Source organism: Ralstonia sp. UNC404CL21Col (assembly GCF_000620465.1).
Lineage (GTDB): Bacteria > Pseudomonadota > Gammaproteobacteria > Burkholderiales > Burkholderiaceae > Ralstonia > Ralstonia flatus.
Genome location: NZ_KK211140.1, coordinates 287,378 through 313,693, shown reverse-complemented (window position 1 = coordinate 313,693; position 26,316 = coordinate 287,378). Strand labels below are relative to the sequence as shown.

Sequence of the window (26,316 nt, the reverse complement as noted above, 5' to 3'; positions counted from 1 at the left end):
CGGGCGCGCATTTCTTTGCTTACTTTCTTTGGGCAAGACCAAAGAAAGTGAGTCAGCCCCGGCAGGGGATGAAACAAGGGATGCACCACAAAAAAAGACCAGAGCCAAAAACCCAAAAAACAAAAACCCTACCCCCCATTCAACCGATCATCACTCCGCGAAGTCGTCGTAACACGCCCATCCACCCCAAAGTGCACATTGAAGAAAGCCCGTTCAGTCGCGCTTTCCATCCACCGATACCCCCAAACCTCTTCCTGCTTCAGCTTAAACACCTCCACCTTCCCCGGCTTGCCCAGCATCCGGCGAATGTCATCCTTGCTCTGCCCCACCCGCACGCGCCCAAAATTCTCGGCGGTCAACACCTGCTCGATCTTCTGCACGTGCCCGTCAGGCCCGATCGTCACCATCCACGTTGAAGTCCCTTCCGGGCCGCGCGGATACTCCAGTTGCCGCGTGCCGCCTTCGTTCTCCCAGATCGTCTCGGGCTGGCCGGCGGTGGCCCTGACATCGTCCTCGGTGGATTGCCCGGCCACGATGCCTTTGAACAGCAGGTTGTCCGGCTTGGCCGATTGCCACGCCCGCTTGGCGGCATCGCCCACGCGATCCACTGCCTGGTCGACCTTCTGCTGATCACAGCCGAACAACCCCAGCAATGAAGCCAGAATGCCCATGGTGACTCCCACTTGTGCGAGTTGACGAAGATGCGACATGGAACTCCTCGTTCGAAACTTGTACCCGTCGCCATTCTGGCAGCCGGGCTATCCGATTACCAACGCTTGTTGAACAGGACCGATGCACCGTTGATCGTGCCGCCGCGTGCCACCACCGACCACCGCCGCGAGAATTGCCACGTCAGTTTGACGATGGAGTCCGCGGTCGACAGGCTCTGCTCATAGCCGACGGTGATGCGCTCCGAAATCGCCTTGCCCAGGCTCACCACCTGCGGGTCGGTCAAGCCGGCGGTAGAAGGCCCGATCGAGAACTCATCGAGCCCGAAGCGCCGGGCCACATTCTTGCCTGCCACGTTGCCCAGCAGGCCGAGCGCCGCGCCGGACATCGCTTGCTGCTGGCCCAGGCCGGCGTTCGATGCGCTGTAGCCGAACATCAGCCACGAAAGCTTGTCTTCATCGGGCACGTTCGGCTCGGAGACGAGCTTGACGCGTGGCTGGCGCACCGTGCCGGTCACCTGTACACCCGCTTCGACTTCCTGGTTACGCCGCATGGCCGTGATGTTGAACGACGGATTGTTGATCGGCCCGACGAAGTTCAGCACGCCCTGCTCGATGGCGAGCTTGCGGCCGAATGCTTCGTACGTGCTGCCCTGACGCACGTAGATCGTGCCGGTGCCGCGCAGCGGCACGAGCGGCTCGCTGTGCACGTGCATCTGGCCGCCGAGTGACAGGTCTGCGCCCGCGCCCTTGAAGCGGAAGTTGTCGCCAAAATCGACGTCCACATCCACCACCGGGCTGAAGCGGCCGGCCGGCTTCTCTTCACGTTTGACGCCGCGCTCAGCCTGGTTGCGGGCGGCATCGGCGCGGCGGACGATCACCACGTCGTCGCCCAACGAAGGCGCGCCGTCCTTCGGCAGATCGAACAGGCCGCGGTCGACCTTGAACTTGCCGGTGATGGCCACGCGGTCATTGTCGTTGGCAATGCGCGCCTGACCCGACAGCACCAGCGTGCGGTCCGGATCGGCAAAGAGCTGCAGCTTGTCGGCAACGATGGAGCCCGCGAGGTTCGGATTGGCCTCGCCGAGCTGCACGCGGCCCTGCGCGCGCACGGTGCCGTCGCCGCCGTGGAACACCACCTCTTGCAGGTCAACCACGTTCTGATCGAGCGCCACACGCACGACGCCCTTGGTCAGGCGGATGCCCTGGTCGTACAGCGCCACCTCGACGTCCTGGCCGGTCAGGAAGCCGCTCACCTTGGGCGCCCCCACCGTGCCCGCAAATGTCAGGCTGGCCGCAAGCTGCCCGTCCGTCGCGACGTCCGGCCCGAGCAGATCACCGATGCTCTTGAGATGCGGCAGGTTGATCGTCAAGCCGCCTGAGAGCGGCGACGTGGGCGCCATGAGCGCCAAGGTGCCCGGGCCTGGGTCACGCACGAGCCCGACACCCGCATCGAGGTAAAGGTTACCCACGCGCGTCGACTGCACGGTGCCGCGCAGCCCGAGGCGCATGCCCTCGCCGCGCGCCTCCACGGTCGCTTCGGTCAGGCCCAGCGGCGTGAAGCCCCGGCCCGCGTTGATTGATAGATCGCCGCTGCGCCGGGTGACGCGCGCCGTGCCGGTGGCCGCGCTGCCGAGGTCCAGATCCCATTGGCCGTCGACGACGAGATCCGTGCGCACCGGCGGAGCCTGGCCCGTCCAGGTGCGCACCAGCTCCAGCACCCGCGCGATCTGCAAGCCGTCGACGCGGCCGGCGCTGCGCACGTGGCCTTGGGCGGATTCGACTCGCTCGATATGGATGGGCGTCTGATCCAGCGTCAGGTCTGCACGGCCCATCATCAGGCGACCGGGCGCCACCGAGAGCTTCACTGGCGCCGTGAGTTGCAGGTTGGGCGCGCCCTGCGCCGAGAGCGTGGAAATCGTGCCGTCCCACCCGTCGCCATCCTTGCCCGGCGTCAGCGCACCGTCGCCAGCCAGCGCAAACTTGAACGGCTGGTTGCGGACGTTGCCGTCGGCATCGGCGCGGAAGCGGTGGGCACGTCGCGTGCCGTCCAGCGTGGCATGCACTTCTCGCAACGACAGGCTCGGGCCCGTCACGCGTTGCGCGGTCAGTTCGAACAGCAATGGCCCGTCGATGCCGTCGCGGATCTGCGCACGGCCGTTGGCGGTATCGATCTTGTTTCCCTCATAGGCGAGCTGGCTCGCCCGGAATGTGGCATCCACCTGCGGGCGCTTGATCGTGCCGGAGACATCGCCGGACAAGGTGACCGCCCCGCTCACGCCAAGCTGAAAGCGTGCGAGCTGCGGCGCATCGATTTCAACATGCATGCGGTCGCCCGCCGCGCCAAAGCTGCCCCGCAGACTGGCCTTGTTGCCGGCCACGTCGAGCCTGGCGTCGCTGGGCAGCAGGCGTTCACCGCGCAGGTGGACATTGCCGTCGCCGGTCATCGGCAAGCCGGCGTAATCGCTATCGCGCACGGCAAATTTGACGGCGGCGTCGATCGGCTCACCCAGCGTGCCGCGCGCATCGAACTCGGCGTTGATGCGGCCCTTGGCCACCTTGGCCAGCCGCGACGGATCGAACTCCGCCAGATTGCCCTTGAAGGCAAACGACTGCGCGTCGTCGTGCTTGAGCGTGCCCGCCAGCGTCAACCGCGAGCGCCCCAGCGACACCTGGGCGCTTTCCACCGCGACCTGCGCGGCATCGAGCACGGCTTTCGCTTGCGCACGCATGTCGCCGCCCGCCAGGTCGAGCGCCACATGCTGCGTGCCGCCCGCAAAATCGACGGTAATGGGGCCAGCGAGTTTCGTTTTCTCCAACGACGCATGAAGCGCCTGCAGATCAAGCTGGCGCACATCCACGCGCAGTGCGCCATGCCCCTTCTGCACATCGGCGCCGCCCGTGAGCACCGCGCCGCCCAGCAGCCGCACATCGAGACCGGTGAGTTGCTGATCGTTTTCGTTCAGCCGCACCTGTGCGCGCAGCGATTGCAGCGGCAGCTTCTGCTTGTCCAGCGTGCCGGGCTGCGCGTTGTCGATCTGAATAGGGCCGGCCACCGTCAGCGTCTTGGCCTGCTCGTCGGGGCGCAGATCTGCGTGGATCGACAGCGATGCTTCCGGCGCGCCCGGCGCAAACGCCCGCGGATTCACGTGTTCCGCCGACACCACAGCGCGCGACAAGGGCAACGCGCCAAACGGCGTGGCGTCGATCAGCGCCTGCGCGGTCAGCTTGGCGCCGGTGCCGGTCGCGTCGATATGCAGCGCCTCCAGCGAGCCTGACAGCTGCGCCGACACCGCCGCATCCTGCTTCTGCCCGTTCACCTCGAACTGCGTCGCGAGTGTTGCCGCGCCGGTGAGCGGATACGGCCGAGTGCCGGTCATGCGCAGCGTGGCGGCCAGCTTGCCGGCGGGCGTCTCCATGCCGTCGAGCAGCACGTTGTGATGCGTGCCGTCGGTGTGCAGGCTGCCGGCAATCGACTTCAGTTCGGTGGTCGACGTGCCTTGCCGGATGGCGAGGCGATCGACGGCAAGGCGGTCCACATCCAGGGCCAGCGGCAGCACCAGCGAATTGGGCGGACCACTCGGCGGTGTCGGCGGCGTCGGATGCAGGATCACGTCGACATTGCCGGCCCGCAGATACGCGAAGTGCGCATGCCACGGACCGCGCGTGAGAGCCCAGCGGCCTTCCACATGGTCGATGCGCACTTCGGTGCTGCCAGCGCGGACGTGCAGATCTCGCAGGGAGAGGCCCTCGCTCACGGTGCCGCCCTCCAGCTTGCCCGACACATAGGCGTTGCCGAAGCGCGTGGCGAGCGACCACAACTGCGCCGTGCCCGATTGCGAATGGATGGCCCAAAGCAGCCAGCCGGCCAGCGCCAGCACGATTACCAGGACGAGTGCGATCAAACCGCCGAGCCAGCGCAGGGTGCGGTGGCCCCAGCCACGCTTGGTACGCGCAGAGCGAGGGGCTTCGGGTTGCTTCGGTTCAGGTGTTTGCGGATCGGTCATCGTCATGTTCAGAACGCGATGCCCAGCGACACGCTCGGCCGGAACTGCTTCTGCTGGATGCCATAGGCCATGTCGAGCTGGATCGGCCCGACCGGGCTTTTCCAGCGCACACCGACACCCACACCGTTGAACCAGCGGCGCTCCGACCAGTTGTCGGTGGCCGTGCCGGTATCCCAGAACACGGCGGCGCCCCATTGCGGCAGGAACCAGCGTTGATACTCCAGCCCGCCAGTGACAAGGAACTTGGTCGGCAGTGTGCTGCCGTTGACGTCGTTACCGATGCTCTGGAAATCGTAGCCGCGCACCGACTGCGTACCGCCCGTGCGAAAGCGCAGCGTGGCGGGCACGCCATCGCCGGAACCGGAGGTGATGACCGCGCCCAGCTCGCCGCGGGCTACGAAAATGTCGCGCTGCCCCACCGGCACGAACTGGCGGATGCGGCTATACGACCGAACGAACGATTGGTCCGTCAGCACGCCCTTCACTGCCGCGCCAATCTGCGTGGTGATGATGTTGCCGCGGCGCGGGAACAGCGGGTCGTCCACATCGCGGCGCGTCCAGGCGAAACCGGGGACGAGCGCCTTGCTCAACTGGCGCTCGGCGCCGTCGGGCCGCAGGTCGTCGTAGTAGAAATCAACGGTGAACGAGGTTTCATAGATGCCGCGCACACGCGTCTGCTTGAAGCCCGAACGATAGCTGCGCGTCTCGGTGCCCGACGTGTCGGTGCGGTCCATGCTCGTGTAGAGGCTATTGACGTATTGCTTGTCGTCAGGCGGCACCGTCACGCCGGCAAACAGGTACTGGCGGCGCTGTTCGATGCGGGCCTGCGTGTCGAGCACCCACGCCTTGCTGAACAGGTTCAGATATTGATAGCGCCCTTCCAGCGAGGCGCCCGTGTCCGTGCCGTAACCCACACCGCTGGTGATGCGGTTGGGCGGGTACTCCCGCACACGCACCCGCACCGGCGCGTTGACCGGGTTCTTCGGGTCGTCACCCAGGTCGACGATCGCATTGGAAAAATACGGCTGTCCCTGGATAGCAGCTTGCAGCGCTTGCAGGCGATCAGCGGAGTAGTCCTCGCCCACGCGCAGCGGGTTCACGTGATTGATGATGCTGATCGGGTAGCGCGACAAGCCCTGCACATCCAGCGGCCCCAGCGTGTAGGCCGGACCGCTGTCATAGCCCACCGACAGGTCCGCCTTGCTTTCGTCCGGATCGACACGCGCCTGCGACGACGTCTGCTTGGCCGCGTAATAACGTTTGCTCTGCAGGGCGGCCAGACTGTCGTCCTTGGCCTTGTCCCAGCCCGCTTGGCGGAACGCCATGCCGTGCTGCAGGCTCCACGATTTTTTCAACTCGTCGATGCGCTTGGCGTCTTGCGTGATGGCGCCGGTAAAGTCGAGCGCCACATTGTCGATGGTGGTACGCGGCCCCGGCTCGACCTTCACGTTGACCACGCGGTGGTCCGGCGGGCCGTCCAGCTTCGCGGTCGCCTTCGGTACGAAATAGCCTTCCGTGGCCGTCAGCTTGGTGACCTGGTCGCCAATGGTCTCGACCATGTACTGCAGTTGGTCGTCGGTAATGTCCTTGCGGTCTTTGTAGCGCGACAGATCCAGGTGGCGCTCCAGCAAGTCGCGGATGGACTTCGGCGCGTCGATCTTGACGTCGTATTCCGCGTGCGCCGGCGCGCAGGCCAAGGACACGGCACAGCCGGCCGCCAGCATCAGGGCGGGCAAACCATAAAGGCGAAAGCGTGGTGGTCGTGACGGTCGCGATGGTCGATTGGAGCCGGTCATCGTGGCAAGCGTGGCGCCGCCCCACGGGCCGGCTGAGTCGAAGGAAAGGCGTATTTGACCATACCGACCCGCACGGGTGCCCGGGCAAATGCAACGAATACTGCCTTCCGGATCGGCCGGAGGCGTTCCGCACGCGCCGTGCCAAGGGCCGGAGCGACGGCCAATACGGTAAAATGCGCCGGTTTTCCGCCGGGGTGCCTTCCGTGCGGGCAAGTTCATCCAACATCACATACCGCCATGGCCCTGTACAAGTCCGAGATCACCCAGTTCCTGGAAGAACTCAAGACCCAGAAGCCCGACCTGGAAGCCCAACAGCGCCAAGGTCGCTCCCTGCTGTGGGACAAGGACCCGATCGACCTGGAAGAGCGGGCACGCGCCAAGGCCGCGCGCGTGGCGCAAAAGCCGTACGTCTATTCGCTGGACTGATCGGCCGACCGGCCTTCAGCCCGCCAGGCGCGCCGCCGCATGACCACTTCCGCGCAGGACAAGCTGCCACTGCCCGTCGAGCTGCCCAGCGTGGCGCCCGATCAGGACTCCACGCCCGCGCAGGTCGACGGCCTCGCCTTTGCACGGCTCTACGGGGAGCCGCTGTTCAAGCTCCCACAGGATCTCTACATCCCGCCCGATGCGCTTGAGGTCTTCCTTGAAGCGTTTGAAGGGCCGCTGGACTTGCTGCTGTACCTGATCCGGCGCCAGAACTTCAACGTGCTGGACATTCCGCTGGCGCAGGTCACGCGGCAGTACCTGGCGTATATCGAGCAGATTCGCGCGACCAACCTTGAGCTGGCCGCCGAATACCTGCTCATGGCAGCCATGCTCATCGAGATCAAGTCGCGCATGCTGCTGCCGGTCAAGAAGACCGACGAAGGCGTCGAGCCCGAAGACCCGCGCGCCGAACTGGTCCGCCGCCTGCTCGAATACGAGCAGATGAAGCTTGCCGCGCAGAAGCTCGACACCGTTCCGCAACTGGGCCGCGACTTCCTGCGTGCGCAGGTCTACATCGAGCAAAGCCTCGCGCCGCGCTACCCCGACGTCAATTCCGACGACCTGCGTGCCGCCTGGGCCGACGTGCTGCGCCGGGCCAAGCTCACACAGCACCACAAGATCTCGCGCGAAGAGCTGTCCGTGCGCGAGCACATGAGCCAGATCCTGCGCCGGCTGCAGCACGCGCGGTTCATGGAGTTCACCGAGCTGTTCGAAGAAGCGATCCAGTCCGGCAAGGGTGCGCCCATCGTGGTCGTCAACTTTGTCGCCATGCTCGAGCTTTCGCGCGAATCCCTGCTCGAAATCACGCAGGCCGAACCGTACGCGCCCATTTACGTGCGTCTCGCCTATTCACCGACGTAATTCGTCCGACCTGACTCAGCGCCAGGTCATACAACAACTATGAAAGTCATCTCGTCGATCCAGGAACTGCGCGACCAGCTGCGCGGCCAGAACCGCGTCGCCTTCGTGCCGACCATGGGCAACCTGCATGAGGGCCACCTGAGCCTGATGCGCCTGGCGCGCCAGCATGGCGATCCGGTGGTGGCGTCCATTTTTGTGAACCGCCTGCAGTTCGGCCCGAACGAAGATTTCGACAAATACCCGCGCACGCTGCAGGACGACATCGAAAAACTCCAGAAGGAAGGCGTATACGTGCTGTTTGCGCCCACCGAGCGCGACATGTACCCCGAGCCGCAGGAATACCGCGTCGACCCGCCGCACGACCTGGGCGACACGCTCGAAGGCGAATTCCGCCCGGGCTTCTTCAAGGGCGTGTGCACGGTCGTGATGAAGCTGTTCTGCTGCGTGCAGCCGCGCGTGGCCGTGTTCGGCAAGAAGGATTACCAGCAGCTGATGATCGTGCGCCGCATGGCGCATCAGTTTGCGTTGCCGGTCGATATTGTTCCCGCCGAAACGGTGCGCGCGGATGACGGCCTCGCGCTGTCGTCGCGCAATGTCTACCTGACCAACGAAGAGCGCGCCGAAGCGCCCGAGCTGTATCGCACGCTCCACCAGGTCCGTCAGGACGTGCTGGAAACCGTGCTGCAAGGCCAGGCGTCGCACGAAGAGGTGACGGCCAAGGCCATGGAATACCTGCGGGGCCGCGGCTGGCAGCCCGACTACGTGGCCGTGCGCCGCCGCTCCGACCTGCAGAAACCGACGCCCGAGAACATCGCTGCCGGCGAACCGCTGGTCGTGCTCACGGCTGCCAAACTCGGCAAGACGCGCTTGATCGATAATCTCGAAATCTGAGCGACGGCGCCTTGGTCCACGAAAAAGCCCGGCAGTGCCGGGCTTTTTTCATGCCGCCGCCGACGTATCGGCAACGCTGGTCTGCGGGGGCGATTCTCCCAGCCACTCGAGAATGCCGCTCCACTGCTCCACATCCTTCGCCACGCGCGACGGTGCCACGTCCCACAGCGTCAGGCCATGCGCGACGAGTTGCACGTAGTTCTGGGTATCGCGCAGATAACCGAGGATGGGCACGTCCAGTCCCTGCACGAAACGTTGAAGCTGTTCGGCCGCGCGCGTACGCATATCCACGCGCATGCCGACCACGCCCAGCTTGACCTCGCCATGACGCACGGGTTTTTCATCGGCCAGTTTGCGCAGGAAGGCCTGCGTGGCGAGGATGTCGAACATGGAAGGCTGCAGCGGCACGATCACGTAGCCGGACATCTTGACGAGATCCCCCAGCCGCCAGCCATGAAGGCCCGCCGGCGTGTCGAGCACCACGTGCGTCGTCCCCTTGGGCGGCTTGGCGATGTGGTCGGCGTTGATTTCCCAGGTGCGGATGGGCTTGGCGGTTTCCGGACGCAGGGCCAGCCACTCGCGTGAGGACTGCTGGCGGTCGGTGTCGCCCAGCATCACGGCGTGATTCTGCGCGGCAAAGTAGCCGGCCAGATTGGTGGCCAGCGTGCTTTTGCCCACCCCGCCCTTCGGATTCGCTACAACGGCCACCGGCATGCCTGCCTCCTTGCGCTCGTTGAATCATGTGCCGAGTCGATCACCCGGCGAATCTGCCCATCCGGCAATTATGGCTCAGCCTGCACGTGGCAGCGTTCGGAAGAGCGCGGCGAGATCCAGATGCGTCTCGCACGTGTCGGCCAGACGTTCGAGCGATGCCTCACGCAACGCGGCGTAGTCCTGCGCCTGCGCGTCACGCACGCCGGCCCAGGCAAGCAACGCGCGGCAGGCCTCGTGCGTGTCGAACAAGCCGTGCAGATACGTCGCGAAGATTTGCCCGTCGGCGGAAATCGCGCCATCTGCCCGGTCATCATCGAGCAGCACGGCGGGGCATGTCAGCGCAGGGCCATCGGTCACACCCATGTGGATTTCGTAGCCGGCGATGGCCGCACCGCTTTCCGCCAGCGTGCCGCGCACCTGGCGCAACTGCTTGGCGGCCTCCAGCGTGGTCTCGAAATCGAGATAACCGAGGCCATCGACACTGCCTGCCGCACCTTCCAGCCCCTGCGGATCATGCAAGCGCCGCCCCAGCATCTGCATGCCGCCGCAGATACCGATCAACTTGCCGCCGTAGCGCAGATGCCGCGCGATGGCCGCTTCCCAACCGTTGCTGCGCAGCCAGGCCAGATCGGCCTGCACGCTCTTGCTGCCGGGCAGGATGATGAGGTCGGCGGGCGGAATCGGCTGGCCAGGGCCGACCAGTTGAACGTCCACCTGCGGATGCGCGCGCAGCGCATCGAAATCGGTATGGTTGGACACGCGCGGCAACACCGGAATGACGACGCGCAGCGCATCGGCCGAGGCTGCGCGCTGCGCCGTCTGCACCGCGTCTTCTGCGTCGAGGTGCAGGCCATGCAGATACGGCAGCACGCCAAACACCGGCTTGCCCGTCTGCGCGGTCAACCAGTCGAGCCCCGGCGTCAGCAATGAAATATCGCCGCGAAACCGGTTGATGATGAAGCCCGTCACGCGCGCGCGTTCGCTGTCCGACAAGCAGGCGAGCGTGCCGACAAGGTGCGCGAACACGCCTCCGCGGTCGATGTCGGCGACAAGCACGACGGGGCAATCGACGGCTTCGGCAAAGCCCATGTTGGCGATGTCCCGGTCGCGCAGGTTGATCTCCGCCGGGCTGCCCGCGCCCTCGACCAGCACGAGGTCGTAACGCGCGCGCAGCCGCGTGTGCGATTCGAGCACGGCGGCCATGGCGGTGGGTTTGTAGTCGTGGTACGCACGGGCGTCGAGGTCGCAGCGCGGCTGACCGTGGATGATGATCTGCGCGCCGGTGTCGCTGTTGGGCTTGAGCAGGACGGGGTTCATGTCGACCGTGGGGGCGACCCCCGCCGCCTGCGCCTGCAACGCCTGCGCGCGGCCGATCTCTCCGCCATCTGCGGTGACGGCGCTGTTGAGCGCCATGTTCTGCGGCTTGAACGGCGCCACGCGCACACCCGCACGATGCGCGACGCGGCACAGGCCGGCGACCAGCGTGCTCTTGCCGGCGTCGGACGTGGTGCCCTGGATCATCAGCGTGCCCCGAAGCGAGTCCGGCGGCACAGGAAATGGAGCTTTCGACATGCGCGGATTATCGCATCGGCGTTGTCGTGCCTAGCTGCTCCGCCCTCGCTAGAATGCGGGAATGTCACGCCGCCTCACACTCGTTCTCGGGGGTGCCCGCTCAGGCAAGAGCCACCACGCCGAACAGCTCGCGCTGCAATGCGCGGGGCCCGTCACGTACGTCGCCACCGCCGGCGAGGGCGATGAGGAAATGCAACTGCGCGTGGCCCTGCACCGTGCGCGCCGTCCCGCCAACTGGGGGCTGGTCGAAGAGCCCGTGCACCTGGCCGAAGCGCTCTACACGCACGCGCAGCACGGTGGCTGCGTGCTCGTCGATTGCATGACGCTGTGGCTCAACAACCTGCTCTTCTCCGAGCACCACGAATACCCCGAGACAGGCCTCGTCACGCCGCCCGAAGCCTGGACGACCGAAATCGACGCACTGCTCACCGCTCTGCCGCTGCTGCCCGGCGAGGTCATCCTCGTCAGCAACGAAATCGGCCTGGGCGTGGTGCCGATGGGCGCCGTCACGCGGTTCTACGTGGACGAACTGGGCCGGCTGAACCAACGCCTCGCCGCACTGGCCGACAACGTGCATCTGCTGGTGGCCGGCATTCCGATGGTGGTGAAAGGGCCGGCACTCGGCGCGGCACCGTGAGCTTATCGTCGGGGGGCGTGTTCGATCTCGGGTGGACGCTCGTGACGCTGGCCGCGCTGGCAGGCGTATTCCTCGATCGGCTGTTCGGTGAGGTGCCGCGCTGGCATCCGCTGGTCGGCTTCGGACGCATCGCGACTGCGATGGAGCGTCGCATGAACCGCAGGCCGGCTGCGCTCGGCTGGTCGCGCATCATCGGCCTTCTTGCATGGGCGGCGACCGTGTTGCCCTTCGTGCTGCTGGCAGGATGGCTCGTCGTCATCGCGCGCAATGCGTCGCCGTGGCTGGTGGTCGCGCTTGATGCGATCGCCCTCTATTTCGCCATTGGCGCGCGCAGCCTGCATGAACACATCGCGCCGATCGCGCTTGCGTTGCGCGATGCGGATCTGCCCCGCGCACGCGCCCTCGCCTCGCGCATCGTCTCGCGTGACCTCACGCAAGCGGCCGACGAGCCCATTGCGCGCGCCGCAGTGGAATCGGCGTTGGAGAACGGTAGCGATGCCGTCTTCGCGCCGCTGTTCTGGCTGGTTGTGGCCGGCGCGCCCGGCGTGATGCTGTACCGGCTGGCCAACACGCTCGATGCAATGTGGGGCTACCGCAATGCGCGCTTTACCGGCTTTGGGTGGGCAGCCGCACGCATCGACGACGTGCTCAACTGGATTCCCGCGCGACTCACGGCCGTCAGCTACGCGCTGCTTGGCAGCACCACTGATGCGCTGCGCTGCTGGCACACGCAGGCACCCCAATGGTCGAGCCCCAACGCCGGCCCGGTGATGGCGGCCGGCGCAGGCAGCCTGCGCGTTCAGCTTGGCGGAGCCGCATGCTACGGAGGCGTGGAGGAAGCACGTCCGTCGCTTGGCGCGGGCAAGCCGGCAACAGCCGCCGATATCACCCGTGCATTGACGCTCGTGTCGAACACGTTGTGGCTGTGGCTCGGCGCGCTCGGCCTGATCGCAGCGTTGGCGTGGGGTCTGTCGTGAGCGGCATCATGCATGGCGGCAATCTCGCTGCGGCACGCGCGCGGCACGGCGAGCCAGCGGGCGGCTGGCTGGACTTGTCCACAGGCATCAATCCGCACGGCTATCCCATTCCGCCGATCCCGCCCGACGCCTGGTTGCGCTTGCCCGAAGACGACGGCCTCGAAGCGCTGGCCGCCGCGCACTACGGCGTGATCGACCCGCGCGCCGTGCTGGCGGTTGCAGGTTCGCAGGCGGCGATCCGCACCCTTCCGACCCTGCTGCCGCAAGGGCGAGCCGGCATCGCGCAGATCGGCTACAGCGAATACGCGCCCGCCTTTGCGCGCGCCGGCCACGACGTCGTGCCGCTGCCCGAATCCGCTTTCCTCGGCGACCTGCCGAAGGATGTGCGGCATCTGGTGGTCGTCAATCCGAACAACCCCACGGCACGCCTGCTGCCCGCGGAAACGCTGCGCGATTGGCACATGCGTCTGCATGCGCGCGGCGGGACGTTGATCGTCGACGAGGCGTTTATCGAAGCGTTCGACAATGGCCCCACGTTGGCCCCTTTGGCAGGAACGCCGGGGCTCGTCGTGCTGCGGTCGATCGGCAAGTTCTACGGGCTCGCGGGGGCCCGCATCGGCTTCACGCTGGCGGCACCGGAGCTGTTGACCGCGCTGCGCGAGGCGTTGGGACACTGGACCGTCAACGGTCCCGCGCGTGCCGTCGTGCGGTCGGCGCTGGCCGATACCGCCTGGCAAGCTGCCACACGCGCGCAACTGCAGGGGGCAGGCGCGCGGCTCTCGGCGTTGCTTGATCGCCACGGGCTGCCGAATGTCGCAACGCCGCTGTTTGCCTGGGCACCCGGTGCGCACGCCCAGGCGCTGCACGTAGGCCTGGCGCGCCTCGGCATCTGGACGCGCCTGTTCGATGCGCACGTCAGCGGCTTGCGCTTCGGCCTGCCCCCGGACGAGACCGGATGGCAACGCCTTGCCGATGCGCTAGCATCGCTGTCGCACTCCGCTTGACCTCCCCCCGATGCCCGCTCGTCTCTCTCGCCTCGCCCGTCGCCTGTATGTGTGCGGTCTGTCCGCCATTGCGCTCACGATCGCTTCCGCACCGGCATGTGCGGCCATTTCCGTCACGGACGATACCGGCGCTGCCGTGACGCTGCAGCGCCCTGCGCAACGCATCGTCAGCCTTGCGCCGCATGCGACCGAGTTGCTGTTCGCGGCAGGCGGCGGCGCACGCATCGTCGGCACCGTGGCTTACAGCGATTACCCGCCGCCCGCGCGGGACATTCCCCACGTGGGCGATAACCGCTCGCTCGATCTGGAACGCATCGCCGCGCTCAAGCCTGATCTGGTGGTGGTCTGGCGCCACGGCAACGCGCAGAAACAGATCGACCGCCTGCGCGCGCTCGGCATTCCGCTGTTCTTCTCCGAGCCGCATCGCATGAGCGATATTCCGCGCTCGATCGAAGCGCTCGGCACGCTGCTCGACACCCGCGCGAGCGCGCACGACGCCGCGCAGCAATTTCGCCAACGCGCCGATGCGCTGCGCCAGCGCTACGCGAGCCGGCCGCCGGTTTCGGTGTTCTATCAGGTCTGGGAACAACCGCTCATGACGCTCAACGGCCAGCACATCTTCTCTGACATGCTGGCGCTGTGCGGCGGCCGCAATGTGTTTGCGGGAGAGCCTTTGCTGGTGCCGACCGTCTCGCCCGAGGCCGTGATCGCGGCCAACCCGGAAGTGCTGCTGACCGCCAGCATGGGCGCCACGCAAGGCAGCCGTCCGATCGATACGCTCGACGTGTGGAAGCGCTGGCCGCAATTGCTTGCCGTGCAGCGCGGCAACCTCTTCAGCATCAACGGTGACCTGATCAACCGCTTTGGTCCGCGCCTTGTGGAAGCCGCGACCGTGTTGTGCGAAGACCTGGAGCAAGCCCGCACGCGGCGCCTCGGTTCACAAGCCGTCAGCGGGCCGGGTCGTTAAACCTCGCGCCGCTCAGCGGTTCCAGAACAGCAGCACCGGCAACGTGTCGGGCAGCACGCGAAAGCCGCAGGCTGCCCCCCATTGCAACGGCCATTGCAGCGTCTCGGCCAGCGGCCGTTGCAACCAATGCGCCGCCAGCGCACGCATGCAGCCGGCATGCGTGACGGCCCACAGGCACGCGCCCGGCGTCGCGATCGCTGCGGTCATTGCCGTCGCCCACGTCGTCACGCGGGCCAGCAGATCCGCCGCCGATTCTCCGCCATGCGGATTGCCGTGCAAGAGATCGCGGGCCCAGCGGTCGATTTCGGCGCGCGGGATGTCATCCCATTGGCAGCCTTCCCAGGCACCAAAATCGAGTTCCATCAATTGCGCATCGAGTTCGATCGCAGGGAGTTGAGCCGCTTGCACCATCGCTTCGGCCGTCAGGCGGCTGCGTTGCAACGGGCTGGCCAGCAGACGATGCGGAGTGTGCGCGGCGAGTTTCTCGACGATGGCCGACGGCTCCGGGTCCATCGGCGAGGCCAGCTCCAGATCGGTGCGGCCATAGCAGAGACCTGCCGTCATGGCGGGCCGCGCGTGGCGAATCAGGATGACATCCATGCCAGCACCCCCCACAGAATCAGCAGCTCGAAAATCTGCTGCGCCATGCCCAGGCAATCGCCCGTGATGCCACCGATGCGGCGCACGAAGTAGCGGCCCAGCAGCCAGCGCGCAACGATCAAGCCGACGACGATGAACGCCGCGCACATCGGCCCGAACCACAGCAGAGGCGCGACACCGAACGCGCCGGCCCACAGTGCGTCGCTCCATCGCATGCGTTGCGCGACCGGCTTGGCCTTGCCTTCCGCCCGCACGTAGTCATGCGTGAGCAGGTAGCTGACGGCTGCGGCGCGGCTGGCAGCGTGCGCCGCCACCATTGCCGCGAGGATGCCAATGCCATGCGGCGCCATCGCGCTCAGCAATTGCCACTTCAGCAGCAGCGCCATGCACACGGCAATCGCCCCGAACGCGCCGATGCGCGAGTCGTGCATGATGCGCAACCGGTCTTCAGGGGTGTAGCCGCCGCCAAAGCCGTCGGCGCAATCGGCCAGACCGTCTTCGTGAAACGCGCCGGTCAGCAACAGCGTCGCCACCATCGACACGGCCACCGCCACACCTGGCGCGGGCACCGTGTGCGACACGAGCCAGTACACCGCGGCTGCCACGGCGCCCACCAGCCACCCGATCAACGGAAAGTAGCGCGCCGCGCGATTCAACCCCGCTTGCGAGAACCCGACCGACGCCGGCACGGGGATGCGGGTGAAATACCCGACCGCCGTCCACAGCGCCTGCCAATGTTCGCGCCAGGCATTCATGGCGATGCGCGCTCGCTCACGCCTGCGCTGGCGAAGGTCGCCATCTCGCGCAGGAACGCCACCGCCGACACGACCAGGGGATACGCCAGCACCGCACCGCTGCCCTCGCCCAACCGCAACGACAGCGACAGCAATGGCCGCGCATCGAGCACCTCCAGCAACGCGCGATGCCCGCGTTCGTCCGATACATGACCGAACACGCAATAGCGCAGCACGTCGGGCGCCACACGGGCCGCCACCAGCACCGCGGCCGTCGCAATAAACCCGTCGACGAGGATGACCAGGCGCCGCTGCGCCGCTTCCAGCATCGCCCCCACCATCGCCGCGACCTCGAAGCCGCCGAAGCAGGCAAGCACGTCCAGCGGCTCGCGGACGTCAACGTGCTTTGCCATCGCGGCTTCCAGCACGGCGCGCTTGTGGGCGAGGCCGTCGTCGTCGAGCCCGGTGCCGCGGCCAACACATTGCGCGACCGGAAGATCGCACAAGCGCGCCATCAGGCAGGCGGCAGACGCCGTGTTGGCGATGCCCATTTCGCCCAGCGCGATCACGTTGGTGCCGAGCGCCGCGTGGTGTGCCACGCGCTGCGCGCCGAGTGCCATGGCGCGATCGCGCTCGTCGGCGGTCATGGCAGCTTGCTGAACACCCTCGGTGGCAAAGTTGCACGTACCGGGGCCAACAGGCGCATCGATCAGGCCCGGCGTATCGGCCGTCCACAGCGGCGCGGCGACGCCTGCGTTCACCACTTCCAGCGCAAACCCGTGCTGGCGGCAGAACACGTTGACGGCCGCTCCGCCCGCGATGAAGTTGAGCACCATCTGGGCCGTCACCGCTTGCGGATACGCGCTCACGCCAGCGTGGGCGATGCCGTGGTCCGCGGCAAACACGACCATTGCGGGGCGCGTCAGCTGCGGTGTGTCGGTGTTTTGGATCAGGCCGATCTGCACGGCGAGCGATTCAAGCCGGCCGAGCGCGCCGAGCGGCTTGGTCTTGCTATCCACGGCGGCCTGCAGGCGCGCGCGCAGCGCATCGTCAAATGGCGGAATGTGCATCGCTTGTTTCATTACAGTTCGACTCCCGGCTGCGCCTGGATGCCTTGGGAAAACGCGTGCTTGACAAGCGTCATGTCGGTCACGGTGTCGGCAGCGTCGATCAGCTCCGGCGGCGCGCCGCGGCCGGTAATCACCACATGCTGCGCCGACGGCCGCGCGCGCAAGTCGGCCAGCACCGTCTGCACGTCAAGGTAGTGATACTTCAGAGCGATGTTCAGTTCATCCAGCAGCACCAGGCCGATGGTCGGATCGCTCAGAAGTTCACGAGCGCAGGCCCATGCGGCCTGGGCTTTTTCAATGTCGCGCGTGCGGTCCTGCGTCTCCCATGTGTAGCCTTCGCCCATCACGTGAAAGCGGCATTGTTCGGGAAAACGGCGCAGGAAGCGTTCTTCGCCCGTCGGGATCGCGCCCTTGATGAATTGCACCACGCCGACCTGCATGTCGTGGCCCATGGCGCGGATCACCATGCCGAAGCCGGAGCTGGATTTGCCTTTGCCGTTGCCGGTGTTGACGAGCAGCAGACCGCGCACGTCGGTCGCGGCGGCGATCTTCGCATCCACCACCGCCTTCTTGCGTTGCATGCGGGAGCGGTGGCGCTCGTTCAGGCCATCATTGTTGTCTTCAGTCGTCATCGGGGGTATCAGCAATCAGGGCCGTGTGGCGGCCGTCGGCCACCTCGGCAATGGGGGTGCGCAGCACGCGCGCGCAGTGCTCGGGAGTGAGCACATCGGCCGCGATGCCGGCGTGGGTGTGTCCCGCGCCGTCCATCAACAGGACGTGCGTGGCGAAGCGGCGCGCAAGGTTCAAGTCATGCACCGTCAGCACGACCAGCCAGCCGTGCTTGCGGCAGCCCTCGCGCAGCAGGTGCAGCACGGCGATCTGCTGATGCAAATCGAGGTGGGCGACAGGTTCATCGAGCAGCAGCACGCGCGCCTCCTGCGCCACCACGGCAGCCATCGCCACGCGCTGACGTTCACCACCAGAAAGCGTGCGCACATCGCGTTGTGCCAGAGGCTGCAACTGCAGCGCAGACACCGCCGCATCGACGGCGCGGGCATCGGCGTCGCCCTCCCACTCCCAGCGCGCCAGGTGTGGGTGGCGGCCGGTCATCACAGCGTCGTACACAGTGATCGGGAACGTGTCATGCAAGGTCTGCGGCAGAAACGCGCGACGGCGGGCCATCGCCAGTGCCGGCCAATGGGCAAGCGGCACACCGTCGAGCGCGACGCTGCCGCCGTCCGGCAAACGCAAGCCCGCCAGCACCGAAAGCCATGTCGACTTGCCCGCGCCGTTCGGGCCGATCACGCACCAGAGCTGCCCGGCGGTGGCCGTCATCGACAACCGCTCGACCAGCACACGCCCATCGATCGCCACTCGCAGATCGCGCAGCGCCAGTTCGGGCGCTGCGTCCAATTGCGCGAATGCATCCGGAGCGGGACTTGGACGGCGCCACCAGCTCATCGTGCGCTCCGCATCAGCAAGTACAGAAAGGTGGGCACGCCCAGCATGGTGGTAATCACACCCACGGGCAGTTGCGTTGGGGCCATCAGCGTACGGGCGATCAGGTCGGCCAGCATCAGCAGCCCACCACCGGCCATCGCCGTAGCAGGCAAATGGATGCGCACGTCGCGCGTCCATGCCAGGCGCACCATGTGCGGCACCAGCAGGCCAACAAACGCGACCGAGCCTGCAATCGTGACCGCCACTGCCGTACACAGCGACGCCACCACGTAGATCAACGCGCGCACACGCGCCACCGGCACACCCAGCGCGCGGGCGCGGGTTTCACCGGTCAGCAGCACGTTCAGGTCACGCGCGTGCGGCAACACGACGGCCACCGCGGCCACGAGCGCCAGCAACGCGCCCGCATAACGATCGGCGCCACCCAGGTCGCCGACCATCCAGAAAATCATGCCGCGCAGCTTGTTCTCGGGTGCGACCGTCAAGATGAGCGTGATCAGGCCGACCCAGCCGGAGGCCATCACCACGCCGCCGAGCAACAGGCGCGCGTTGGCCTCGCCGGGCTCGCCGCGCCACAGGTGCTGGCGCGCCAACGCGGCCACCAGCGCCATCGACAGCAGTGCGCCCGCGCCGGCGCTCGTCTGCACCGCCCACCACGGCAGCGAAAACAACATCGCCGTGAGCGCCGCCACTGCCCCGCCACCGGACACGCCCAGCACATACGGATCGGCCAGCGGATTGCGCAGCAGCATCTGCATGAGCGCCCCGGCAAAGGCCAGCAGCCCGCCGGCAGCAAACGCAGCGCCCGCACGCGGCAGGCGCAATTCGGTGACGATGCCCGCAGCCAGGCTATCGCCACCGCTATTGCCAAAAAAGAGGGCCCGCCAGACCTCGGCGGGCGACAACCTCACACTGCCGAGCATCAACGACGCCACCAGCACCACCACGCACGCGAGTGCCAGCAGCGACCACAGTCGCCAGGCAAAACCACGTGCGGGCAGTGCAGGAGTTGTCATCGCTTCGGTTCGTGCTGTTGCCACGACAGCGTGAAGAACACCCCACGCGATGCCGTGTTGTACGGATAGATCAACTGGTAGTTCTTGTTCGTCACGTTTTCAACACGTGCCGACACTGCCCAGTCAGGCGTGATCTGGTAGCGGCCGACGAGGTTCAGCAAGCCGTAGCCGCCGAGCGTCTTGGTCGAATCCTGGCGGTCACCCGCTGCATTCCACTCCACGCCCGCCGAGAACGGCCCGAACGTCTTGTACGCCGAGACGCTGCCGAAGTGCCGTGCCCGGCGCGACAGCAACTGGTTCGCCGACAAGTCCTGCGGGTTCTGCATGGTAAAGCTGGCCCGCAGGTCCACGCCATAGATCGAACCCCGATACGAGGTTTCCACGCCGTTCACACGTGCGCGGTTCACGTTGGCGGCGAGGTAGTTGCCCGACACCGGATCGAACGCGCTCGTGATCAGGTTGCTGTAGTCGGTCTCGAACGCCGTCACGCGCACCAGGCCCATCGCGCTGCTGTACTCCACGCCGGCTTCCACCGAGCGCGCCTTCTCGGGCTGCAGGTTCGGGCTGCCAAAGAACGGGTAGTAAAGCTCGTTGAAGCTCGGCGCGCGGAAGGCATTGCTCACGCTCGCCACCGCCTTCCATTGCGGGTTGAACGCGAAGCCGTAGCCGGCGTAATAGCTGTTGGCGCCCCCGAAGTCCGAGTAGCGGTCGCGGCGCAGGTTCAACTGCAGCTGATGCGGGCCGAACTTGCCTTCGTAGCCGATGTAGGCGGAATCGACGTTGCGCGTAGGCACGTTGTACGCATCGCTGTCGACGCTGGTCTGCAGGTGCTCCAGGCCAACCTTCAGCAACTGGTTGGGCATGAAAGCCCAGTCGTTCTGCCAGCTCGCCGTCTGATTGCGCGTGTTGAAACGCGACGGCACCTGCAGAACACCGTTCGTGAAGTTCAGGCTGCGGTCGTCACCCTGCGACAGCGTCACGCGCGTCTTCCAGTCCTGCGTCACCTTGCCGTCCACGTAAGCCGACATCGAACGCACCACGTTGTGGGCAACGTTGTTGTCCGTCCGCTTGCCGAAGGCGTTGTCGTAGCTGACATCGCCCCAGGTCTGGAAGTACGTCAGGCCCGCTTGCCAATCTGCGGAGAAACGATGCGACAACTGCGCCGACACGCTCTTGTTCGTGTACGGATTGTCGTTCGGATTCGCTTTCGGCGCCTGCAACGGGTTCATCGTCGAGAAGCCGTTGGTCTTGAATTCCGACACCGACACCGCAAACGACGTATCGCCGTTCTCGCCCAGCGAGCCGCTGATGCCGGCCTGCGCGCGCTTGGTATTGCGGGCGCCGTATTCGATCTCGGCATTGGCGAGCGGGCCGTGGCCGCGACCGTTGCGCGTGAAGATCTGCACCACGCCGCCGATCGCATCGGAGCCGTACAGCGCAGACACGTTGCCGCGCACCACCTCGATGTGATCGATCTGATCGGCCATCAATTGCCCGATCTGAGCGCCGCCCGAAGTGCCGGACGCCACGCGCACACCGTCAATCAGAACCAGCGTCTGATTGGAACTGGCACCGCGCATGAACAGGCTGGCGTTGGTGCCGGGGCCCCCGTTTTGCGCGATTTCGATACCGGCCTCGCGGCGCAGCAGCGTTACCGCGTCCGGCGCCTGCGAGCGCTCGATATCGGCGCGGCTGATGACCGTCGTGTGGGGCAGCGCGTCCGACAGGGGCTGCTCGCTGCGCGAGGCCGTCACCACTGTCGGATTCAGCTCGCCGACGGGCGTGCTGGCAACCTGTGTAGTGCTTTGTGCCCAGGCCGGCGCAACTGCACCTGCCATGACCCCCGTGAGTGCGCCGGCAAGCGCGCGCATGGCCGTCCGGGGCATCCGGAGTGGCCGCTTTGTAGTCAAGCTCATGTTGAAAAGACAAGAAGCGTCAGCCGGACCCGTTCCCCCGCGGGTCGCTGGCAGCAGGATCTCGATGCGGTTCCCTCCAGGGTTGCACATCGGCTCTGAGATCCACCGTCCTGGCCGGTATCCGGGCTGGCGAAGCGGCCTGTCCGCCTTCCCATTCCCGAAGGAACAGTGGCGTATGGACAGACCGCGCGGCACCCATCTTCTTGTTGGCGAGATGGCGGGTACACGCGGCGTTCGCTTACCGTTGCGGGGGCAGCGCAGGTTGGCGCATCGCTTGGGGCGCGCGCTCCCTGCTTCCCGTTTAACTGCAGATGGTGCTGCGGGCACCAGGACGCGCCGAAGTTTAACGGAAAAGGCACCCCAAACCCGTCGCAGTCGCGGTAAAAACACACCTCCGCACGTTGTGCCCAGTGCGTCGCCTCATGCCGCCGCCTATCGCGCATCCGTATGGAGGACAGGCGCGACGCGCATGATCGGCTAAAATCCCCCCACTCGATTCTGATTGACAAACAATGCTGAACGAACTCGAACAACTTGCCGGCAAGATCGCGCGCGTGCTGCGTCACGCCGATGCGCTCGCCGCCGAGAACCAGCGCCTGCGCGCCGAAGTCGAGCGGCTTCAGGCGGAAGCCGAGGCGTTCAAGACCGAGCGCGACGCGATGGTCGCCGATCGCAGCGTGCTCAATGCCAAGATCGAAGAAGCGCAACTGCGCATCCAATCGATTCTCGACAAGCTGCCCACGGCCACCGACGCCCGCCAGCTTGACCTCCTCGGCCAGGCCGCAGGCGCCGACGATACAGCGGCCGCCCCCGCCCCGCACTCGGAGACCTAAGCATGAGCAGCAAGCAAATTGAAGTGAACATCGCCGGGCAGCCCTACAAGTTCGCTGTCTCCGCCGATAACGAGGCCGCGCTGCGTGAAGCCGCAGCCATGGTCGACAACCAGATGACGCGCATCAAGAACGGCTCGAACACCAAGGGCATCGAGCGCGTCGCCGTGATGGCCGCCATCAGCATCGCATCGGATTTGCTGTCGATGCAACGCCAGGCGGCATCCGATTCCGCCCTGCCGATCGACACGATTCGCGCCAAGCTGGCCGACCTGAACGCCCGCACGGACGAGGCCCTGCGCCAGTACGGCGAAGTCATTTGATTCAGTACAAAACGTGTTTGTAACCGGATCGCATCCGGGCTTGGGTTCGGATGCGAACGGGTGTATAGTGTCACCCAATGGCTTCCGGCATCTCCCGCAAACCCTTACACCATAAGGCTTTAGCGGCTACAGAGTCGAGAAAAACGGTTGCCTGCGATGAATCTCTCAGACGCATCGCCATGCGCTCGAAACACAGCGTGATGATGCGTCTGACAGTTTCCCTGCCTGGTTCGCCATGGCCATTAATTCCTTGAACCGATAAGCATTGCTTGGTGCGGGATATGCCGTGTGGGCGAGCGCGTCTTCCAGTGCATAGCGTGCGACGCAAGTCGTGGGCTCCCTGCGCCGGTGATGTACCCGAAATGCGGCTTCCGCTGCCACTCTGAACCTCACTTGGGTTCAGGATGCGGGTCTAGCGGCCAAGGTGGGGACCCAACAAAAGGCGGTAGTGCACATGTGCGCTACCGCCTTTTTCTTTGCCTATCGTGAATGCGCTCGCCGTTGGTGCGCGGCCAATGGCGAGGCGGCGGCCGTGTTGCTATGCTGCGCACACCGCCACTTCCGCACGTCGCCCGCGCGTCTCACACGATGGCCACCCAATACTGGTTGATGAAGTCCGAGCCCGACGAGGCCAGCATCGACACGCTGCACGCCGAAGGCACCCTGCCCTGGACCGGCGTGCGCAATTATCAGGCGCGCAACTTCATGCGTGACCGCATGCGCATCGGCGACGGCGTGCTGTTCTACCACTCGTCCTGTCCGCAGCCCGGCATCGCGGGGCTGGCGGAAGTCTGCTCGACCAGCTATCCGGATCCCACACAGTTCGACGCCAAAAGCCACTATCACGATCCCGCGTCGAAGCCGGAAGCGCCCCGCTGGATGCTCGTCGACGTGAAGTTCGTACGCAAGTGCGCACTGATCGATCTGCCGACGCTGCGTGCGCACGAACCATTGGCCGACATGACGGTGCTGCAACGCGGTAACCGCCTTTCGATCACACCCGTCACACCGGCGCAGTGGCGTTACATCACCACGAAATTGATGCGCGATCCTGAGTAAATGACGGTGCGCGGCGGGAAATTGTTACAAACGTGATGAACGATGCGCGTAGGAGCCAGTCAGACGCATCACATTGCTTTTTTGGGAGAACACAATGAAATCTGTCCTGGCCGCAACCATTTTGGGGACTGCAATGATGACGACTGCTTTCGCACAGGCCGCTCCTGAGACGAACCATTCGGGCGTGCTTTCGCTGGATGCCCAGGCCGTGGCCGAAGTGCCGACCGACACCGTCACGCTCACGCTAAGCGCCGAGCAGGAAGGAGCGGACCCGGGCGCCATCTCCACAACGCTGTCGCGCAAGGCCGATGAGGTGATCAACCAGGCGAAGCGCACGACCGGCGTGCAGGCCGAAACGGGCGGCTTCAATATCTATCCGAACACCGATCGCAACGGCAAGATCAGCGTCTGGCGCGGCCGGGCCGAAGTGCGCATCACGTCGAAGGACTTTGCGGCGGCGTCCAAGCTGGCCGGCCAGCTGGCTAACCAGATGCAGGTGCAGAACGTGAACTTCACGCTCTCGCGCGAAGCGCGCACGGCGGCGGAAGCCAAGCTGATCGATCAGGCTGTGAGTTCGTTCCGCGACAAGGCTCTGGCGACCACCAAGCTGTTTGGCTACTCGAGCTACACGATCCGCGACGTGCACGTGAGCGAGGGCAGCAACAATCCGGGCCCGCGTCCGATGATGCGCATGGCAGCCGCTCCGGCATCGTTCGATTCGGCGCCGGTGCCCATCGAGGGCGGCAAGGCGCAGGTGACGGTGACGGTTTCCGGCGCCGTGCAGATGCTGAAGTAAGCCGCGAGCCGCTCCATGAAAAAAGCCACCGAAGTCCGGTGGCTTTTTCTTTGCGCGGCGGCGACGTCAGGCGTGTGCCTGGCTTTTTGCACCGTTGCCTGCACGACGATAGGACCAGACCAGCATGGCGATGCCGATCAGGATCATCGGCAACGACAGCCACTGCCCCATCGACAGGTTCGCCGCGAGCAGGCCGAGGAAGTTGTCCGGCTCACGCGCAAATTCCGCAGCGAAGCGGAACACGCCGTAGCCGAGCAGGAATGCGCCCGACACCGCACCCATCGGCCGGGGCTTGCGCGCATACAGCCACAATAGGATGAAGAACAGCACGCCCTCGCCGAGGAACTGGTAGATCTGCGAGGGGTGGCGCGGCAGCATGTGGTACTGGTCGAAAATGGCCTGCAGGCCGCTGGTGACGGCCTCCTGCGCATGCGAAAGCAACCACTCGCGGTCTTCGCCCTGCGCCTGCGGGAACATCATCGCCCACGGCAGGTTGGGCGACGACACGCGGCCCCACAGCTCGCCGTTGATGAAGTTGCCAAGGCGTCCCGCCGCGAGGCCGCACGGCACCATCGGCGCGATGAAATCGGTCACCTGCATCCACGAGCGGCCGCGCATGCGCGCATACAGCATCATCGCCACGACCACGCCGAGAAAGCCACCGTGGAAGGCCATGCCGCCTTCCCAGACCTTGAAGATGTCGAGCGGGTGGGCGAAATACCAATCGGCCTTGTAGAACAGCACGTAGCCGAGGCGACCGCCGAGAATCACGCCGAGCACGCCATAGAAGAGCATGTCGTCGAGGTCGCGCCCGGTCCAGCCTTCGGCGGCGATGTGCGGCTGGCGCGTGCGCAGGCGGCCGAACCACAGGAACATGATGAACGCCGCCAGATACATCAGGCCGTACCAGCGGATGGCGAGCGGCCCCAGATGCAGGGCGACGGGATCGAATTGCGGATGGATGAGCATGAATCCTGTGGGTGTCAGGTTTGGTTGTCTTCTTGCAGCCTGGCGACGGCTTCGGCACTGGCCACGAACCACGGCAGCACCGGCGAAGCCGCATCGCGCCGCCACACCAGGCCGGTCTCGATGATCGGGCTTGGCGCGGCGAGTTCGAGATAGACCACGCCGGTCCGCTGGAGGTTGCATAGCGATGCCGGCACCAGCGCAACGCCCATCTCGGCGGAAACCAGGCTGACGATGGTCTGCATCTGAATGGCTTCCTGGCCGATGCGCGTAGCGGCCCCGGGGTCTTCGGGCCGTCCGCCGTGCGCGGCATGATAGCCGGTAATGATGTCATACAGCGCAGGCGCGGACCGCCGCGGGAAGATGATCAGCGGTTCGGCCGCGGCGTCCGCCAGGGCAATCGGCTCGCCGGGCGCCGCGCCCCATTGCGCCGCGCGCGACGCGGGTACCGCCAGCACGAGGCGCTCGCGCACCAGCGGGCGGTATTCCAGCTCGCCCGGCACGGAGCCGGCGTGATGTGCAATCACGACGCCGGCATCCACATCGCCCGCCAGGAGCGCTTCGATTTGCACTTCGCTCGTGGCCTCGCGCAGCAGAAGCTGCACATCGGGGCGTGCATCGCGAAAATGCCGCAGCAAGGCCGGCAGGATGCCGTAATCGGCGGTGCTGACGAAGGACAGCGACAGCGTGCCCACCTCCCCGCGCGCCAGCCGCTGTGCGAGCCCCGGCAGCGCGTTCGCCTCTGCCAGCACGCGCCGCACCTCGCCCAGCCAGCGCGCGCCGACGGCCGTCAGCGCCACGGATCGCTGCGTGCGGTGGAACAGCGTGACGCCCAGTTCGTCTTCCAATGCGCGAATCTGCTGCGACAGCGGCGGCTGCGTCATCGAAAGCCGCTCGGCGGCGCGCCCGAAATGCAGTTCTTCGGCAACGGTCACGAAGTAGCGAAGCTGGCGCAGATCCATATC

General features: G+C 66.0%; 25 protein-coding genes, 1 other RNA gene and 1 riboswitch. Of the genes, 12 read left to right on the top strand and 14 right to left on the bottom strand.

What is annotated here, in order from left to right; all coding sequences use genetic code 11:
* Positions 1–128: 128 nt before the first annotated feature.
* From N511_RS0119415 to N511_RS0119405, 3 genes are all read right to left on the bottom strand, one after another.
* Positions 129–671 carry a hypothetical protein gene (locus N511_RS0119415; RefSeq protein WP_027680793.1) on the bottom strand — a complete coding sequence of 181 codons (543 nt, stop codon included), beginning with the start codon at positions 669–671 and terminating at the stop codon, positions 129–131.
* Between the two features lie 95 nt (positions 672–766).
* Positions 767–4,675, bottom strand: coding sequence for a translocation/assembly module TamB domain-containing protein (locus N511_RS0119410; protein ID WP_442965444.1), 3,909 nt, complete (start codon positions 4,673–4,675; stop codon positions 767–769).
* Between the two features lie 8 nt (positions 4,676–4,683).
* A complete protein-coding gene (locus N511_RS0119405) occupies positions 4,684–6,471 on the bottom strand; it encodes an autotransporter assembly complex protein TamA (protein WP_027680791.1) in 1,788 nt (595 codons plus the stop codon).
* A gap of 237 nt (positions 6,472–6,708) precedes the next feature.
* Between N511_RS0119405 and N511_RS0119400 the strand changes: the two genes are divergently transcribed.
* Genes N511_RS0119400 through panC form a run of 3 tightly spaced genes read left to right on the top strand, consistent with a single transcriptional unit; the run spans position 6,709 to position 8,709 of the window.
* Positions 6,709–6,897: a DUF3460 family protein gene (locus N511_RS0119400; protein ID WP_012762570.1), complete on the top strand. Its 189-nt coding sequence runs from the start codon at positions 6,709–6,711 to the stop codon at positions 6,895–6,897.
* 39 nt (positions 6,898–6,936) lie between these two features.
* The gene (locus tag N511_RS0119395; protein ID WP_027680790.1) at positions 6,937–7,818 is read left to right on the top strand and encodes a segregation and condensation protein A; all 882 of its coding nucleotides are present in this window, start codon (positions 6,937–6,939) and stop codon (positions 7,816–7,818) included.
* Between the two features lie 39 nt (positions 7,819–7,857).
* On the top strand, positions 7,858–8,709 hold the full coding sequence (gene panC, locus N511_RS0119390) for a pantoate--beta-alanine ligase (RefSeq protein WP_027680789.1): 852 nt from the start codon (positions 7,858–7,860) through the stop codon (positions 8,707–8,709).
* A 48-nt stretch (positions 8,710–8,757) separates the two neighbouring features.
* On the opposite strand, the gene N511_RS0119385 is transcribed toward panC, so the two are convergent.
* Together N511_RS0119385 and N511_RS0119380 are read right to left on the bottom strand one after the other, a co-directional pair.
* Entirely contained in the window at positions 8,758–9,423 is a 666-nt protein-coding gene (locus tag N511_RS0119385) for a ParA family protein (RefSeq protein ID WP_027680788.1), read from the bottom strand.
* Between the two features lie 75 nt (positions 9,424–9,498).
* Positions 9,499–10,995, bottom strand: a complete 1,497-nt coding sequence (locus tag N511_RS0119380; protein ID WP_027680787.1) for a cobyric acid synthase — start codon at positions 10,993–10,995, stop codon at positions 9,499–9,501.
* 61 nt (positions 10,996–11,056) lie between these two features.
* On the opposite strand from N511_RS0119380, the gene cobU reads away from it, so the two are divergent.
* The 4 genes from cobU to N511_RS0119360 are packed head-to-tail and all read left to right on the top strand — an operon-like array spanning position 11,057 to position 14,580.
* Positions 11,057–11,632 (top strand): bifunctional adenosylcobinamide kinase/adenosylcobinamide-phosphate guanylyltransferase, encoded by a 576-nt coding sequence (gene cobU / locus N511_RS0119375; protein WP_027680786.1) that lies wholly within the window; start codon positions 11,057–11,059, stop codon positions 11,630–11,632.
* Positions 11,629–12,609 carry an adenosylcobinamide-phosphate synthase CbiB gene (gene cbiB, locus N511_RS0119370; protein ID WP_027680785.1) on the top strand — a complete coding sequence of 327 codons (981 nt, stop codon included), beginning with the start codon at positions 11,629–11,631 and terminating at the stop codon, positions 12,607–12,609. The genes cobU and cbiB overlap by 4 nt, the downstream gene beginning before the upstream one ends.
* The gene (gene cobD, locus N511_RS0119365) at positions 12,606–13,613 is read left to right on the top strand and encodes a threonine-phosphate decarboxylase CobD (protein WP_027680784.1); all 1,008 of its coding nucleotides are present in this window, start codon (positions 12,606–12,608) and stop codon (positions 13,611–13,613) included. The genes cbiB and cobD overlap by 4 nt, the downstream gene beginning before the upstream one ends.
* A gap of 10 nt (positions 13,614–13,623) precedes the next feature.
* Positions 13,624–14,580, top strand: a complete 957-nt coding sequence (locus tag N511_RS0119360) for a cobalamin-binding protein (RefSeq protein WP_027680783.1) — start codon at positions 13,624–13,626, stop codon at positions 14,578–14,580.
* Positions 14,581–14,592: 12 nt separating this feature from the next.
* Here N511_RS0119360 and cobC read toward each other — a convergent pair whose 3' ends face one another.
* From cobC to N511_RS0119325, 7 genes are read right to left on the bottom strand one after another with little or no spacing between them, the layout of a single operon-like run.
* On the bottom strand, positions 14,593–15,180 hold the full coding sequence (cobC, locus tag N511_RS0119355) for an alpha-ribazole phosphatase (protein WP_027680782.1): 588 nt from the start codon (positions 15,178–15,180) through the stop codon (positions 14,593–14,595).
* Positions 15,165–15,935 (bottom strand): adenosylcobinamide-GDP ribazoletransferase, encoded by a 771-nt coding sequence (locus tag N511_RS0119350; protein WP_027680781.1) that lies wholly within the window; start codon positions 15,933–15,935, stop codon positions 15,165–15,167. Before N511_RS0119350 ends, cobC begins: the two co-directional genes overlap by 16 nt.
* Positions 15,932–16,996, bottom strand: coding sequence for a nicotinate-nucleotide--dimethylbenzimidazole phosphoribosyltransferase (gene cobT / locus N511_RS0119345; protein ID WP_037027154.1), 1,065 nt, complete (start codon positions 16,994–16,996; stop codon positions 15,932–15,934). Before cobT ends, N511_RS0119350 begins: the two co-directional genes overlap by 4 nt.
* Positions 16,996–17,616, bottom strand: coding sequence for a cob(I)yrinic acid a,c-diamide adenosyltransferase (gene cobO / locus N511_RS0119340; RefSeq protein WP_027680779.1), 621 nt, complete (start codon positions 17,614–17,616; stop codon positions 16,996–16,998). Before cobO ends, cobT begins: the two co-directional genes overlap by 1 nt.
* Positions 17,606–18,445 (bottom strand): ABC transporter ATP-binding protein, encoded by an 840-nt coding sequence (locus tag N511_RS0119335; RefSeq protein ID WP_027680778.1) that lies wholly within the window; start codon positions 18,443–18,445, stop codon positions 17,606–17,608. The genes cobO and N511_RS0119335 overlap by 11 nt, the downstream gene beginning before the upstream one ends.
* Positions 18,442–19,461, bottom strand: coding sequence for a FecCD family ABC transporter permease (locus N511_RS0119330; RefSeq protein ID WP_027680777.1), 1,020 nt, complete (start codon positions 19,459–19,461; stop codon positions 18,442–18,444). Before N511_RS0119330 ends, N511_RS0119335 begins: the two co-directional genes overlap by 4 nt.
* Positions 19,458–21,347, bottom strand: coding sequence for a TonB-dependent receptor plug domain-containing protein (locus tag N511_RS0119325; protein WP_037027152.1), 1,890 nt, complete (start codon positions 21,345–21,347; stop codon positions 19,458–19,460). Before N511_RS0119325 ends, N511_RS0119330 begins: the two co-directional genes overlap by 4 nt.
* 125 nt (positions 21,348–21,472) lie before the next feature.
* Positions 21,473–21,723: riboswitch (cobalamin riboswitch) on the bottom strand.
* 166 nt (positions 21,724–21,889) lie between these two features.
* Between N511_RS0119325 and N511_RS0119320 the strand changes: the two genes are divergently transcribed.
* The 5 genes from N511_RS0119320 to N511_RS0119305 all read left to right on the top strand — a co-directional run bounded on the left by N511_RS0119320 (position 21,890) and on the right by N511_RS0119305 (position 24,385).
* Positions 21,890–22,210 (top strand): hypothetical protein, encoded by a 321-nt coding sequence (locus N511_RS0119320; protein ID WP_012762586.1) that lies wholly within the window; start codon positions 21,890–21,892, stop codon positions 22,208–22,210.
* 2 nt (positions 22,211–22,212) lie between these two features.
* Positions 22,213–22,530 carry a cell division protein ZapA gene (locus N511_RS0119315; RefSeq protein WP_027680775.1) on the top strand — a complete coding sequence of 106 codons (318 nt, stop codon included), beginning with the start codon at positions 22,213–22,215 and terminating at the stop codon, positions 22,528–22,530.
* A 215-nt stretch (positions 22,531–22,745) separates the two neighbouring features.
* A non-coding RNA gene (ssrS, locus tag N511_RS25065) (6S RNA) lies at positions 22,746–22,965 on the top strand.
* Positions 22,966–23,118: 153 nt separating this feature from the next.
* Positions 23,119–23,589 carry an EVE domain-containing protein gene (locus tag N511_RS0119310; RefSeq protein WP_027680774.1) on the top strand — a complete coding sequence of 157 codons (471 nt, stop codon included), beginning with the start codon at positions 23,119–23,121 and terminating at the stop codon, positions 23,587–23,589.
* Positions 23,590–23,683: 94 nt separating this feature from the next.
* A complete protein-coding gene (locus tag N511_RS0119305) occupies positions 23,684–24,385 on the top strand; it encodes an SIMPL domain-containing protein (protein ID WP_027680773.1) in 702 nt (233 codons plus the stop codon).
* A 66-nt stretch (positions 24,386–24,451) separates the two neighbouring features.
* Here N511_RS0119305 and lgt read toward each other — a convergent pair whose 3' ends face one another.
* Complete coding sequence (gene lgt / locus N511_RS0119300; RefSeq protein WP_027680772.1) at positions 24,452–25,354, bottom strand: prolipoprotein diacylglyceryl transferase; 903 nt, start codon at positions 25,352–25,354, stop codon at positions 24,452–24,454.
* Between the two features lie 14 nt (positions 25,355–25,368).
* Complete coding sequence (locus N511_RS0119295) at positions 25,369–26,313, bottom strand: LysR substrate-binding domain-containing protein (protein ID WP_027680771.1); 945 nt, start codon at positions 26,311–26,313, stop codon at positions 25,369–25,371.
* Positions 26,314–26,316 lie beyond the last annotated feature (3 nt).